12 protein-coding genes and 1 pseudogene are annotated in these 14,199 nt (G+C 68.5%); 4 read left to right on the top strand and 9 right to left on the bottom strand.

Translation table 11 applies throughout. The features are described 5' to 3' along the window. Positions 1–194: 194 nt before the first annotated feature. Positions 195–728 carry a 2,4'-dihydroxyacetophenone dioxygenase family protein gene (locus ACZ48Z_RS01395; RefSeq protein WP_468733727.1) on the bottom strand — a complete coding sequence of 178 codons (534 nt, stop codon included), beginning with the start codon at positions 726–728 and terminating at the stop codon, positions 195–197. A gap of 609 nt (positions 729–1,337) precedes the next feature. Then, positions 1,338–2,231, bottom strand: coding sequence for a dioxygenase family protein (locus ACZ48Z_RS01390; protein ID WP_468733726.1), 894 nt, complete (start codon positions 2,229–2,231; stop codon positions 1,338–1,340). Positions 2,232–2,296: 65 nt separating this feature from the next. Between ACZ48Z_RS01390 and ACZ48Z_RS01385 the strand changes: the two genes are divergently transcribed. Next, entirely contained in the window at positions 2,297–2,953 is a 657-nt protein-coding gene (locus ACZ48Z_RS01385; protein ID WP_468733725.1) for a TetR/AcrR family transcriptional regulator C-terminal domain-containing protein, read from the top strand. Between the two features lie 237 nt (positions 2,954–3,190). Here the strand turns inward: ACZ48Z_RS01385 and ACZ48Z_RS01380 are convergent. The 7 genes and pseudogenes from ACZ48Z_RS01380 to ACZ48Z_RS01350 form a co-directional block, all read right to left on the bottom strand. Next, positions 3,191–4,715 (bottom strand): annotated as a pseudogene (locus tag ACZ48Z_RS01380) (CocE/NonD family hydrolase). A gap of 89 nt (positions 4,716–4,804) precedes the next feature. Next, the gene (locus ACZ48Z_RS01375; protein WP_468733724.1) at positions 4,805–5,062 is read right to left on the bottom strand and encodes a TetR-like C-terminal domain-containing protein; all 258 of its coding nucleotides are present in this window, start codon (positions 5,060–5,062) and stop codon (positions 4,805–4,807) included. After that, complete coding sequence (locus ACZ48Z_RS01370) at positions 5,059–5,367, bottom strand: TetR/AcrR family transcriptional regulator (RefSeq protein ID WP_468733723.1); 309 nt, start codon at positions 5,365–5,367, stop codon at positions 5,059–5,061. The genes ACZ48Z_RS01375 and ACZ48Z_RS01370 overlap by 4 nt, the downstream gene beginning before the upstream one ends. Before the next feature lie 240 nt (positions 5,368–5,607). Next, a complete protein-coding gene (locus tag ACZ48Z_RS01365) occupies positions 5,608–6,312 on the bottom strand; it encodes a TetR/AcrR family transcriptional regulator (RefSeq protein ID WP_468733722.1) in 705 nt (234 codons plus the stop codon). 96 nt (positions 6,313–6,408) lie between these two features. After that, complete coding sequence (locus ACZ48Z_RS01360) at positions 6,409–7,863, bottom strand: aldehyde dehydrogenase (protein WP_468733721.1); 1,455 nt, start codon at positions 7,861–7,863, stop codon at positions 6,409–6,411. 14 nt (positions 7,864–7,877) lie between these two features. Beyond that, a complete protein-coding gene (locus ACZ48Z_RS01355; protein WP_468733720.1) occupies positions 7,878–8,639 on the bottom strand; it encodes a 3-hydroxyacyl-CoA dehydrogenase in 762 nt (253 codons plus the stop codon). A 40-nt stretch (positions 8,640–8,679) separates the two neighbouring features. Further along, positions 8,680–9,846, bottom strand: coding sequence for a thiolase family protein (locus ACZ48Z_RS01350; protein WP_468733719.1), 1,167 nt, complete (start codon positions 9,844–9,846; stop codon positions 8,680–8,682). Positions 9,847–10,058: 212 nt separating this feature from the next. On the opposite strand from ACZ48Z_RS01350, the gene ACZ48Z_RS01345 reads away from it, so the two are divergent. From ACZ48Z_RS01345 to ACZ48Z_RS01335, 3 genes are all read left to right on the top strand, one after another. Then, complete coding sequence (locus ACZ48Z_RS01345; RefSeq protein WP_468733718.1) at positions 10,059–11,261, top strand: acyl-CoA dehydrogenase family protein; 1,203 nt, start codon at positions 10,059–10,061, stop codon at positions 11,259–11,261. Then, positions 11,258–12,922, top strand: a complete 1,665-nt coding sequence (locus tag ACZ48Z_RS01340) for a long-chain fatty acid--CoA ligase (protein ID WP_468733717.1) — start codon at positions 11,258–11,260, stop codon at positions 12,920–12,922. Before ACZ48Z_RS01345 ends, ACZ48Z_RS01340 begins: the two co-directional genes overlap by 4 nt. A 76-nt stretch (positions 12,923–12,998) precedes the next feature. Continuing rightward, the gene (locus tag ACZ48Z_RS01335) at positions 12,999–14,168 is read left to right on the top strand and encodes an acyl-CoA dehydrogenase family protein (protein WP_468733716.1); all 1,170 of its coding nucleotides are present in this window, start codon (positions 12,999–13,001) and stop codon (positions 14,166–14,168) included. The last annotated feature ends 31 nt before the right edge of the window (positions 14,169–14,199 follow it).

Raw genomic sequence — 14,199 nt, 5'->3', positions numbered from 1 at the left:
GGACACAGCGGAAGGGAGCTGCCCAAGAGAGGGGAATTCTCCGTCAAAAAAGAAGGTGACGCGGGGGACGGACGGGGTGGGGGGGGGTTGCTTCCGTGCCGCCGCGGCGGCATGGACGCACAGCCTGCCCATCACGTGCTGAGAGGGATCGTCGGGTGGGCGATTCCTCTCAGCGACTGTGCCGTCGGTAGCGGTCAACGGAACAAGGAGTTGACGTAGTCGGCGCCGATCCCGACCTTCTCGTAGTGCTCGCGGCACATCCTGATGTAGTCGTGCACGTCGAAGAAGCCGTCGGCCTCGCCGTTCTCGTCCAGCCAGACGAGCGGACCCTTGACGATGAAGAACGTCTTCATCGGCTCGCCGCTGTCGTAGGCGACCAGCGTGTGGCCCTCGCCGGGCGCCTCGTAGACGAAGTCGCCGGCGGTCGCGGTCCAGGGCCGCTCCAGGTAGCCCCACTTGCCGGAGATCGTGTAGGCGAACACCTCGTGCGGGTGGTAGTGCCGGTTGACCAGCCCCGCCTCCTTGGCCCGCAGGATGTCGGCCCAGCTGTTGTCCTTGACGTTGATCCATAGCGGCCGGGACCCGACGGTCTCGGTGAACGGGACGTAGTAGCGGTCGTCATCGGTGGCGACCTTCGACAGGTACACCTCGGGAAGTGCGTCGGGGCGGAAGGAGTTCTCGATCGGCTTGAGGTTCGTCCAGAACTCACCGGCGGGCATGTCGGGCATGGGGATGGCCCCTTTCAGTCGGTGTCCCGGAGTGAATCCCGACCGGGCCGACGCCGTCTTTCCCGTGAGGGACGTGGCGGCTTGTCGAATCCGGACACTCGGCGTGCGGCCCGGGCCCCTGCCGTCATCAGTCCTGTGCCGCGTGCCGAAGGAAGGGGTGTCGTGGGGCTGGTTGGGTCCGGCCAAGGTGAACCGCGAAGCTCCTGGTGCATGGACTCACGATCAGGATCATCCCGGCGCCCACCAGGAACTTCGCGCGGTTGTGCACCCGGCCTCCGCCCGGGCGCCGTCAGCTTGTGACCGGACAGGAGGCCCCATGGCGACCCGGTGACCTCGACGATGTGGCCGGCCCGCTCGGCCGAATAGCGGGTGGGGCCTTCTTCGGCGGGGCCGGGCCGGCACCGGCGACCAGGCAGGGACACCGTGGGCGACAAAGTCTCCGATGGTGTGGAGGTGCAGGTTCGTGACGACGTGGCGCGCGGCCGGCTCCAGTCCGGTGCGGCCGTCGGACGCCACCAGGAGTGAACATCCGGAGGACCTCGTCGTACTCCCGGCGGTCGTAGTGGTGGGTGAGGCGGCCCAGGCGTCAGGCGGTCTGGTCCTCGGAGGTCATGTCGTCGCCTGCGGCCGGGTGGGGGCGGCAGGGCTGGTTCGGGTCTTGATGACGAAGTCGAAGTCGGCGGTGTTGAAAGGCGCATCGAAGCCATGTGCGGCGATGTCCTGTGGGTCGTCGTGCAGGACGGTGGTGGCCTGCAGTGACGGGACGGCGATCTTCGGGCCGACGAAATCGACCGGGATAACGGGATCGCCGGTGAAGTACACCTCGCCTCGGAAGGGGGTAACCAGGTCAGGGTGGTGGATCTCGTAGTGGATGTGGGCCGGCCGGTAGGTGCTGCGGCCGAGGGCCGCCGCGGCCGCGACAATGGCTTCGAGTCCTTCGACCTGCACGTTGGAGTACGGAGCGGGTGTGATGGTGGTGAAGGTGTAGCGGCCCTCCGCGTCCGTGAGCTGGCGGGCACGCAGGTTGTACTGCGGCTGGTCGTCGTCCCAGACGCCGGAGTAGATGCCGTCGTTGGAGGCGTGATAAATCGTCAACGCCGCCTCGGCCAGCGGGTGGCCGTGGCCGTCCAGGATGCGACCGGAGGCGATCAGCGGAGTGCCGGGCTCGCCGGGGCGCATCGGCAGCTTGCCGGGGTTGTCGATCAGTGGTGATCCGGGGACGTAAGTCGGGCTGTCCACGTCGTCGGAGGCCGTGTAGCCGTCGCCGCCGCCCTGGAAGACCTCGCTGAACAGAGGCATGGCACAGATGGAGAGCGGTGCGCCCGTGGTGTCGTGCAGGTTCTGCAGCAGCATGGCGACCGTGTCCAAGTCGTCGAAGGTCAGACCGTGTTCGTCGCGCATACGAGCTAAGGCGTCCTTGAACGCCGCGACCAGGCGCACCGCGCGGGGGTTGATCAGGGCGGGGTCGACATTCGCCCACGGGGCAGGGGTGGTTGAGGCCATGGGGGATTCCTCTCGAGTCAATCTCTTGGACGGCGTCCAAGAAGTAAATTGAGTATCATTGGACGGTGTCCAAGACGTCAAGCTCGGCGGAGCAGAACCGCCCCACGGCCTCCCGGGCCCATGTCGGCCTTGGCGAACGGCAGATCGTCGCCGCTTCGCTCGAAGTGTTGGAAGCGGACGGTCTCGACAAGCTGTCGCTCCGGGCCGTCGCCGGTCATCTGGGTGTTCGGGTCAACGCGGTGGCCTGGCACGTGAAGGACAAGGACGGCCTGTTGCGCGCGGTGGCCGACGCGATGATGGCCGACTGCCTGCCCGCCAAACTGCCCAGGGATCCGGAAGAGCGCGTCCGGAAGCTGACCCGGACTCTCCGGGAGGCGCTGCGGTCCCACCGGGACGGAGCCCGCTTGGCCCGGGAGGGATTCTCCCTGGAGAGGCCCCACACGCTGGCGTTTGCGGAGGCGTTCAACGTTGCCCTTCGCGACACGGGGCGCGGCCCGAAGGAGGCGGGCTGGACGGGTTGGACGCTCATCTACTTCACGCTCGGCCTAGTCCGCGAAGAGCAGACACCGCCGGACCGTACGCCCGGCGTCGAAGCCGCGGCGGCCGATCCGAGCGCATTCCCCTGTCTTGCGGAGACAATCCAGCACCTCACGCGGGACAACTTCGACGACCGCTTCTCCTACGGCATCGACTTGATCCTCACGGGCCACTCCGCAACGTAGCGGCTCCGGCGGTCAAAGAGGACTGGGGAGATCGCCCAGGCAGAGCGGGCGAGAAGCACACCTCAGCCTTCCCATCAGGGGTGGGAACGGCTTCCCGTCTTGCCGGGGCACGGGAAACGCCGCATCCGCGTAGTACTGCATCATCACTCACCCCGGGCTCCACACGGTCGACGCACGCTGAGGGCGCCGCGGTGGCCGACCCGAACCGGCTGGCGTCGTCGATCCGCGGTTTTCAACTCAATCCAGGTGCTGCACCGGCAGGATGACCGCCGAGGGGTGTGCGGGGCCGTGGAAGACTTCCTGGTCCGCGACGCGGAGGGTGGTGGCGGTTGCTCTGGGTTCGCCGGTGCCGGGGTTTCGGTTGTAGCGGGGGAAGGCGCCGCTGGACACCTGGACGCGGATGCGGTGGCCGAGGGCGAAGCGGTACGCCGTGGGCCACAGCCGCACCATCGCGAGCGAGATCTCGTCAGCGACTGTGAGGCTGATCAGGCCGTCGCACACATTGGTCGAGCGGCCCTTCTCGTCCACGTCGCACAGCCGGACGAAAACATGGGCGTACGGCAGGCTGGAGCGGAACCAGATCTCGGCGCTGACCTCGCCGATAGCTTCGACGTCCTGCCCAAGCACAGTCGTGGTGTAGGTCAGCACGTCCGGCCGGGCTTCCAGAGAGGTGTTGTCGACGCGACCCGACTCCCAGGGCCATACGGACCCCGCCGACCGCGGGAGTCGGGTCGGTCGGGTCGTAGCGGTAGCCGTCCGGGGCCGACTCGGCGGGCGCCTCGACGGACAGCTCGCGGCCCGACTGGAGGTGAAAGCGTTGCGCCGGATATCCCGACGGCGGCCAGGAGGGGAAGTCGCGCCACTTCTCCTTGCCCATTACGAACAAACGCACCGGAGCGCGCTCGTGCCACTCCTCGCCGCGGGCGTGGGCCAGCCCGAAGTCCAGTGCCTCGCCAACACCTGCCTGCGCCACGCCTGTGGAGATGTGCGCCCACGGTCCGACCGTGAGCCGCATCCGCCGTCCGACAGCCTGCAGCGACTGGTGGTCGCGGAGCTGGCCGGGCAGGAAGATGTCGTACCAGCCGCCGACCGAACTCACCGGCACGGTGATGTCAGCCACCCGGTAGCTGTGGTCGACCGTAGCCCAGTGCGGGGTGTCGCCGTCGTGGGCGAGAACGTTCTGGAAGTAGTCGGAGTGGTGGCCCATGGCGGCGACATCGGCCTGGTTCAGCGGCAGCGCGTAGAGAGCGCGTCGCTCCCTTCGGGTTCCCAGCGCGCGGCGCAGCAGCGCCCACCGCTGTTCCTGCCTGGCGACCTGGACGCCCCAGCCGAACGGTGCCTCCAGGGAGAAACCGTCCTTGCGCAGCTGCTCCAGGGTGAAGGCCGACTCTGATACGACCGGGATCATCGCCTTGACCTGCGGCGGGAGTTGGTCGGCCACCGACCATTGGACGAAGCCGAGGTAGCTGATCCCGAACAGCACCATCGATTCGCCGAACCATGGCTGTTTGACCACCCCCTCCACGGTGTCCAGCCCGTCCTCGCGCTCGCGCCGCAGCGGATCGAACGGACCATCGGAGCTGAAGGTGCCGTATGTACTCTGCACCAGCACTTGGAAACCGCTCTCGGCCAGCGGCCTGACCATCTGCGCGGCGATCATGCCGGCCCTGCCGTAGGGGCTGCGCAGGAGCGCGGTCGGCAAGCCCTCGGCCCCGGTTTTCGGGGTCCAGCGGTCGGCCAGCAGGACGGCACCGTCGCGCATGGGCACCCGCACATCGGGTTCGACGACCAGAACCCTGGTCAACGGCGGGGGGAGGTGCAGCAGGCGTTCCGTGAGATGACTACTCAGGTTCATTGATCGTGTCCTCTGCCCGTTCGTACGACGCCACTGCCGGCGAAGAGCGCCCAGAGACGGAGCAGGCGGTGCGTCAGTTCCTCCGGGGCCAGGGGGTCCGCGCCGTTGATCAGCCAGTCGTTGACCACCGCGCCGGTCCCGCCCGCGACGAACGCCGCGAAATCCTGTGCCGCGGGTTCGTCCAGCTCGCCGAACAGTTCACGCATGACCTGCCTGTTGAGTGAGCTGAACAGGCTGTCCAGCGACCTGGTCATGGCGAACGCGCAGGACCCTGTGAGCATCGCGCGGTAGAAGGATCGATGAACCGCGAAATGCCGCGCCATCGCCAAGGCTCTCTCGGCGGTGTCGGCGCCGTCCCAGCTTGTGGAAGGAGTTCTCGTCTGACCAGGTCGACCGCCGCCTCCACCACCAGGGTGTCGCCGTCGTCGAACTGCAGGTAGACCAGTCGTCGGCTTACATCCGCAGCCTCGGCGAGGTCGGTCACCGGGATCGCCGTGGTGCCGCGCTCGGACACCAGGCGCACCGCGGCCGCCATCAGCGCGGCGCGTGAGCGCCGCACCCTTCTGTCCTGAGGGTCGGATCCCTGAGATGGTTCGAGCTGCATGCGGCGAAACTGCACACCTGAGAAAAAATACACAAGTGTGCAACATTGATGTCAGGCGGCACCTGGGCAGGAGTGGATGACGACCGCGTCCAAGATGGGTGAGTCGGTTGAACCCAGCGAAGGTCAGCCCGGAGGCCGGCTACCGGGCCGTCTGGCCGGATCCGGCGTGAGGCGGGCGGCGCCGGGGTTCCGCGATTACTCCGCGGCACCCCGGGGGCCGATGCTTGCCCGTGCCCGCTTGCGGGGCCGGGTGGCCTCTTCGCTCAGCTCGGCTGTGCCGGTGAACCCCACCGTGCCGAGGCAGAGCAGCACGTACCGCTGGGCGATCGTCTCGGGCGGGAGCGGCCCGTCCGGGTGATACCAGGTGGCGACGCCCTGGCACATGGTCAGTACCGCTCGGCTGGCGTCGGCCGGGATGGGGGTGGCGAAGTAGCCCTCGGTGATGCCGGCTTGGACGGTGTCGAGCAGCATGTGTTCCAGGTAGTCGCGAAGGGCGATGTAGCGGGCTCGGTTCTCCGGTTCCAGGCTGCGGATCTCGCTGTCCAGGAAGGCCAGTCCGCGGCGATTTGCCATGTAGAGCACGATGCACTCGATCATGGCGGAGAAGCGGGCGACCGGTTGGTCCCCGGCCTCGGCCGCCGCCGTCCGGCAGCGGTCGAGGACGTCGCGCATCGATGTTTCGAGCAGGGTGCTGAGCAATGCCTGCTTGTTCTCGTAGTGGTAATAGAGCGCCGGGACGGTGACCCCCACGCGGCGCGCCAAGTCCCGGACCGTTGTGCCGTGGTAGCCGTGCTCGTTGAACGCCTGCATGGAGTGCATGAGGATGGGATGCAGGTCGAGCGGCGCGTACTCACGCCACTGCCGATGCGAACCGGCGTCCTGATCCGGTGCCGTGTTCACGGGGCTCCTCGCGGGTCGGGGCGGCGGGCAGGCGGTGCGGCGGAGGGCGCCGGGCCACGCGTCCGCCGGAGACAGACATGGTAGCGGGCAGGTTTGTCAGCCCCGTAGGTATACGGACTTGAGCTGGAGGTAGGAGTGCAGTGCCTCGGGGCCGAGCTCGCGGCCCAAACCGCTGGCCTTGTACCCGCCGAAGGGTGACGCGATGTCCAGGGCGTAGCCGTTCACCCCGATGGTTCCGGTGCGGACGCGGCGGGCCATTGCCAGACCGCGCTCGGGATCGGACGTCCATATGGATCCGCCGAGTCCGAACTCGGAGTCGTTGGCCAGCGCGATGGCCTCGTCGTCGGTGGCGTACGGGATGACGGTGAGCACCGGCCCGAAGATTTCCTCCCGGGCGACGGCCATGTCGTTCTGTACGTCGCCGAAGACCGTGGGCTGGACGTACCAGCCGCGGTCGAGATGGGCGGGGCGGCCACCGCCCGCGGTGATCCTGGCGCCTTGCGCCAGGCCGGAGGCGATATAGCCCTCCACCCGCTCGCGGTGACTCCGCGTCACCATGGGGCCGATCGCGGTCGTGGGGTCGAGAGGATCGCCGACCGGCAGAGCGCGTGCCAGTTCCGAGACCGCCTCCAGTACCTGTGCGTACCGCGCGACGGGGGCGAGAATACGGGTGCTGAGGTGGCAGGTCTGGCCGTTGTTTGCGAAGGAGACGCCGGCCAGGCCCGATGTCGTCGACGCCAGGTCGGCGTCGTCCAGGATGATCGCCGCTGACTTGCCGCCCAGTTCCAGGGAGACCGGACGCAGCAACCGGCCGCAGACCTCGGCGATACGGCGGCCCGCCGGGGTCGAACCGGTGAAGGCGATCTTGTCCACGTCGGGATGGGCCACCAAAGCCTCGCCCGCCTCAAGACCACCGGGAACGATGTTGAGAACACCGGCCGGAAGCCCCGCTTCGATCGCGGCCTCAGCCAACACATAGGCGTCGAGCGAGGTCTCCAGGGCCGGCTTCAGGACGACCGTGCAGCCTGCCGCCAAAGCCGGCGCGAGCTTCATCATCGCCAGAGCCTGCGGATAGTTCCAAGGCACGATCGCACCGACTACGCCGACCGGCTCACGGCGTACCCGGGTGATGCCGCCGCCGAACGCCTTGCGCGGCTCCTCCCACTCCATTTCCCGGGCGAGCCCCGCGTAGTAGCGAAGGACCACGGCAGGGAAGAGCGCGTTGGCGCCGACGGACATGGCCATCGGCATGCCGTTCTGCTGGGAGACCAGCTGGGCGATCTCGCCGGCCCGGGCCTCGATGGCCGCCGCGAAGCGGTCCATGGCGTCAGCACGCTCGGCCGGCCCGAGATCGGGCCAGGCGCCGCCGCCGAAGCCGCCGTCGAAGGCCTGCCGGGCCGCGGCCACGGCGGCGTCGATGTCCTTGGCACCGCCGAGCGGAGTCTGCCCAATGGGCTGCTCGGTGGATGCCGAGACAACGGTGTTGACGTCGGTGCTGAGCGGCGGCTGCCACTGGCCACCGATGTAGAGAGCGGTGTGCTGGTGTTCCATGACTGCTCCTGGGGTCACCGGGGGGCCATCCGGATGGCGCCGTCGAGGCGGATGGTCTCGCCGTTCAGCATGGTGTTCTCGGCGATGTGCTGGACGAGGGCGGCGTACTCCTCGGGGTGGCCGAGGCGGGCCGGGTGCGGTACCTGGGCGCCGAGAGACTGCTTGGCCTCGTCGGAGAGGAGCGCGAGCAGCGGGGTTTCGAACAGGCCGGGGGCGATGGTGACGACCCGGATCTGTCGGCCGGCCAGGTCGCGGGCAATGGGCAGGGTGAGACCGACGACGCCGCCCTTGGAGGCGGAGTATGCGGCCTGGCCGATCTGACCGTCGTACGCGGCGACCGACGCGGTGTTGACGATGACTCCGCGGTCGCCGTCGACCGGCTCGTTGTTGCTCATCCGTTCGGCGGCCAGCCTGATGACGTTGAAGGTGCCGATCAGATTGACCTGGACCACCCGGGCGAAGGCGTCGAGCGGGAAAGGTCCGTTCTTGCCGATCACCCGCACGGCGTTCCCGATGCCGGCGCAGTTCACGGTGATGCGTACGTCACCGAGTCGACCGGCCGCGTCGAGGGCGGCGGCGATGTCCGTCTCGCTGGTGACGTCGGCCGGAGCGAAGACGGCCCGCTCGCCGAGCTTGGCCGCCACGGCGGCGCCGTCGGAGGACGGCAGGTCCACCAGGGCGACGCTCGCCCCGGCGTCCAGCAGCCGCTGGGCGGTGGCGAGGCCCAGCCCTGAGGCGCCCCCGGTGATCAGGGCAACACTTCCTGCGATGTTCACGGTGCTTCCTTCCTGAGGAACCTGTGGAGGACGAGATGGCTCAAAGGCGTTCGATGATGGTGGCGTTGGCCATGCCGCCGCCCTCGCACATCGTCTGCAGTCCGTACCGGCCGCCGGTGGCTTCCAGGTGACCCACGAGTGTGGCCAGCAGGCGGGTGCCGGAGGCTCCGAGGGGGTGGCCGAGCGCGATTGCGCCTCCGCGCGGGTTGATCCGGTCGGGGTCGGCACCCGTCTCTCGCTGCCACACCAGGGGCACGGGGGCGAACGCCTCGTTGACCTCGTACGCGTCGATGTCGTCGATCGCCAGGCCGGACCGGTCGAGGATCTTCTGGGTGGCGGGGATGACGCCGGTGAGCATCAGCACTGGGTCCGAGCCGGTGACCGCGAACGAATGGAACCGGGCCCGGGGCCGCAGGCCCAGCCGCTCGGCGGTGCGGGCGTTCATGATGAGGGCCGCGGAGGCGCCGTCGGTGAGAGGCGAGGAGTTGCCCGGAGTGATCCTCCAGGCGATCTCCGGGAAACGCTCTGCGGCGGGTAGGCCGGCGAAGGCGGGCTTCAGGGCGGCAAGGGAGTCGACGGTGGTGGCGGGCCGTACGGTCTCGTCCACCGAGTGACCGGCCACGGACACGATCTCACCGTCGAAGCCGCCGCTCGCGGTGGTGGCAGCGGCAAGCTGGTGGGAACGTGCCGAGAAGGCGTCCAGCTCTTCACGATCGAGCTTCCACCGGGCCGAGATCAGCTCGGCGGACACACCCTGCGGGACGAGCCCTTCGGGATACCGCCCGCCCAGCAGGGCGCCAGAGGTGTCCTGGCCCCCCGAACTCGAGCCCATCGGCACCCGGCTCATGGACTCCACGCCACAGGCGATGACAATGTCGTACGCCCCCGCCAGCACGCCCTGAGCAGCGAAGTGAGCCGCCTGCTGACTCGAACCGCACTGACGGTCGATGGTGGTGGCGGGCACGGACTCCGGCAGCCCGGCGGCCAGCAGAGCGGTACGGGTGATGTTGAACGCCTGCTCGCCCGCCTGTGAGACACAGCCCCCGATCACGTCATCGACCAGCGCGGGATCGAGCCCGTTGCGTTCGATCAGTGCCTGGATCACGGCGGCCAGCAGGTCCACGGGGTGGACGGCGGACAGTGCACCCCCCGGCTTTCCCCTGCCGGACGCGGTGCGCACCACGTCGACGATGACAGCGTCATGCATCAGCGGTCCTTTCAAATCCTGGATACTTATCGCTCGCTAAATTGGAAGTTATCCGTGCTCTGCTCAGGCGTCAAGGTGTGAGCGGACCGTCCGCAGCAGCGAAAACGCGGGCAAACTTCCAACTGGCGGAGCATTGACCCACCGGTCATCGATCCATACTGTCTTTAGCGAGCGATAAGTTCAGGCCTCTTGAGTTCGTCGTGAGGACAGTGATGACGATCGATTTCACCCTGGAGCCGGAAGTCGCCGAGCTGCGGGACCGCACAGCCGCGTTCGTCCGGGAAACCGCCCTCCGGGCCGAGCTCGAGATGCTCCGGGGCGCAGGCTCACCCAACGACGTGCTCCGCCGCGAACTCCAGCAGGCGGCCCGCGCCGCCGGGGTGTTCGCGCCGACCGTTCCGGCCTCGCTCGGAGGCCTCGGCCTGGACGTACGAGCACAGTCTGTGATTCTGGAGGAGGCCGGATACAGCCTGCTCGGGCCGCTCGCACTGCACTGCGCGGCCCCGGACGAGGGCAATATGCACCTGTTGGAGAGGGTCGCCACCGGCGCCCAGCGGGAGCGGTTCCTGCAACCGCTCGCCGCAGGTGACATACGGTCATGCTTCGCGATGACCGAGCCGGCGCCCGGCGCCGGGTCGGACCCTTCCCAACTGGTCACCAGCGCCCGTCGGACAGACGGCGGCTGGGTCATCGACGGACGCAAGTGGTTCATCACCGGTGCCGACGGGGCCGCCTTCGCGATCGTCATGGCCCGCACCGGCGGCACCGACGATGTGCCGGAGGCGACCATGTTCCTGGTCCCCACCGACGCGCCCGGCTTCCGGCTGATCCGGCATGTGCCGACCCTCGACGCCGGATTCACCGGCGGCCACTGTGAGATCGAGTTGTCCGGCTGCGAGGTCGGTGACGATGCTGTGCTCGGCGAGGTGGGCAAGGGCTTCGCCTACGCCCAGGTACGCCTCGCCCCCGCCCGGCTGACCCACTGCATGCGCTGGCTCGGACTGGCCCGCCGCGCCCACGACATCGCACTGGAGTACGCCGGCGGCCGCACCGCCTTCGGTAGCCGACTCGGCGACCTCGGCATGGTGCAGCAGCACATCGCCGACAACGAGATCGACCTCGCTGCCGGCCGCGCTCTGATCCGGGAGGCGGCCTGGGTCCTGGACTGCGGACGGTCCGGTAAGCACGAGACCTCTGTCACCAAGACGTTCGTGGCCGAGGCCGTGGGCCGGATCGTCGACCGCGCGATCCAGGTCTGCGGGGCGCTCGGCGTCTCCGGTGACCTGCCGCTCGCCGCCTACCTCCGGGAGGTACGAGCGTTCCGCATTTACGACGGCCCGTCCGAAGTGCATCGCTGGTCGATCGCCCGCCGGGTGTTGCGTAACAGGGACAGCAACGAAGGAGCATCGCGATGAAGAGCACCATGCAGGACCACGAACTGCTGATCTCGGACATTCTGCGGCACGGCCAGCGGGTGCACGCCGGCAGCCGGGTCGTCCGCTGTGACAAGGACGGAAGCAGCGCCCAATCGTTCGCCGAGGTCGGTGAACAGGCGGAACGGCTGGCCGCGGCCCTGACCCGGCTCGGTGTACAGCCCGGCGATCGAGTCGGCTCGCTGGCGTGGAACACCCCCGAACACCTCGCCGCCTACCTTGGCGTTCCCAGCATGGGCGCCGTACTGCACACCCTGAACCTGCGCCTGCACCCGGACCAGCTCGGCTGGATAGTGGAGCACGCCGAGGACCGGGTCCTGCTGGTCGACACCACGTTGCTGGGTCTGCTGGCACCGCTGCGGGACCGGCTCGGCAGCGTGCGCGACCTGGTCGTGATCGGCGGCGCGGACGCGGTCGACGTACCCGATCACATCACGGTCCACCACTGGGACGACCTGCTCGTGGCCGAGCAGCCCGGCTTCGACTGGCCCGAACTGGACGAACGATCGGCTGCCGCCCTCTGTTACACCACCGGCACCACCGGCGACCCCAAGGGCGTCGCCTACAGTCACCGCTCGGTGTTCCTGCACATGCTGGCGGGCTCCACCGGCAGCGGCTTCCCCATTAACGACCGCGACCGTCTCCTGCCGATCGTGCCGATGTTCCACGCCAACGCCTGGGGCTGGCCCTACGGAGTCTGGCTGGCCGGTGCCGACCTGATCATGAACGGACCATTGCTGCACCTGCCGGACCTGGTACGGATCATCAACGACGAACGCCCGACGGGCATCGCAGCCGTCCCCACCATCTGGAACGGACTGCTGCACCACGGTGAGGATCACCACCTCGACCTGAGAAGTGTCCGTCTCGCAGGCTGCGGCGGATCCTCACCCTCGGGGGCACTCATCCGAGGGTTGAAGGAACGCCACGGGGTCGCTCTCATCCAGGGCTGGGGCATGACCGAGACCAGCCCGCTCGCGTCCTGGTCCGCCCCGCCGCGCGACACCAGCGAGGACGAGGAAGCGGACTGGCTGGCCAAGAGCGGCCGGATCATGCCCTGTGTCCAGGCGCGAGTCATGGACCTGGACGGACGCGAACTGCCCTGGGACGGGGAGTCCGTCGGTGAGCTCGAACTGCGCGGTCCGTGGGTGACCGGTTCCTACTACAACACCGCCAACACCGCCGAGAAGTTCCGTGACGGCTGGCTGCGCACCGGCGATCTCGGAGTGATCGAGCCCGGCGGCTGGGTGGTCGTACGCGACCGGCTCAAGGACGGCATCAAGAGCGGCGGTGAGTGGATCTCGACCGTGGAGCTGGAGAACGCCATCGCCGAGCACCCCCAGGTGCTTGAGGCCACGGTCGTCGGCGTACCGGACCCGCGCTGGGACGAACGGCCACTGGCCTGCGTCGTCCTGGCCGACGGAGCGCAGGTCACGGTCGAGGAGCTGCGTCAGTTCCTGGCCGGACGGGTGGCACGCTTCTGGATCCCGGAGCGCTGGACGTTCCTGGACGAGGTCCCCAAGACCAGCGTCGGTAAGTACGACAAGCGCGCCGTGCGGGGGCTGTACCGCGAGGGCCGGATGGACGTCGTCGGGCAGCCCGCATCCTCTGCCCCTGCCCCGGACGGGAAGGCGGGCGAATGATCCGCCACCAATCGTGCGCCCCTCCGAACGCCGCGCCCGCCCGGCTCGGTACCTGACACCCAACGAGGATTTCACTGTGCGCCGTACGCTCTACAACCAGGACCACGAGGACTTCCGCTCCGTCGTCCGGGAGTTCATCACCCGCGAGGTCACCCCGCACCAGCAGCGCTGGGAGGAGGAGCACCTCATCGACCGGGCGGTGTGGACCGCCGCCGGCAAACAGGGGCTGCTGTGCCTGGCCGTTCCCGAGGAGTACGGAGGCGCGGGCCAGGACGACATCCGGTACCGCACCGTCATCATGGAGGAGTTCGCCCGCATCGGGGCAGCCTCCCTGGAGACCAGCTTCGCCACGCAGGACGACATCGTGCTTCCGTACCTGCTGGACCTCGGCACCGAGGAACAGAAGCGCCGCTGGCTGCCTCGCATGTGCACCGGGCAGACCATCCCCGCCATCGCCTTGACCGAGCCCGGGGCGGGCAGCGACCTTCAGGGGATCCGCGCCACCGCGGTACGTGACGTCGACAGCGGCGACTGGATCATCGACGGGTCCAAGACCTTCATCAGCAACGGCATCCACGCCGACCTGGTCATCGTCCTCGCCCGCACCGACCCCGCCGCCGGCGCCAAGGGAATGAGTCTGTTCGTCGTGGAGCGGGACACCCCCGGTTTCACCCGGGGGCGCAAGCTCGACAAGGTCGGCATGCACGCCCAGGACACCGCCGAACTCTTCTTCAGCTCCGTACGCGTCCCGGCCACCAACCTGCTCGGCATCGAAGGACACGGATTCTTCCACCTCACTGAACGGCTGCCGCGCGAGCGGATGGCGATCGCCATCTACGCCCAGTGCGTCGCCGAGACCGCCCTGGAGTGGACCCTCGACTACTGCGCCGACCGCCACGCCTTCGGCAAACCGATCGGGGACTTCCAGCACAGCCGCTTCCTCCTCGCCGAGCTGGTCACCGAGACCGAGGTCACCCGTGCCTACATCGACAACGCCATCACAGCGCTGGGTGAGGGCACGCTCACGGCGGTGGACGCCGCGAAGGCCAAGTGGTGGGCCAGCGAGCTCCAGACCAAGGTCCTCGACCGCTGCCTCCAACTGCACGGCGGCTACGGGTACATGCTCGAATACCCCATCGCCCGAGCCTTCATCGACGCCCGGATCCAGACCATCTACGGCGGCACCACCGAAATCATGAAGGAGATCATCGGCCGCGACCTCGCCAAGCGCAGGGCCGCCCGGTGAACCGGTCCGGACGACGAAAGCCGCCACGACA

This window comes from Streptomyces sp. NPDC031225 (genome assembly GCF_055570355.1).
The sequence above is the reverse complement of the archived record's forward strand: the minus strand, read 5'-3'. Positions and strand labels throughout refer to the sequence as shown.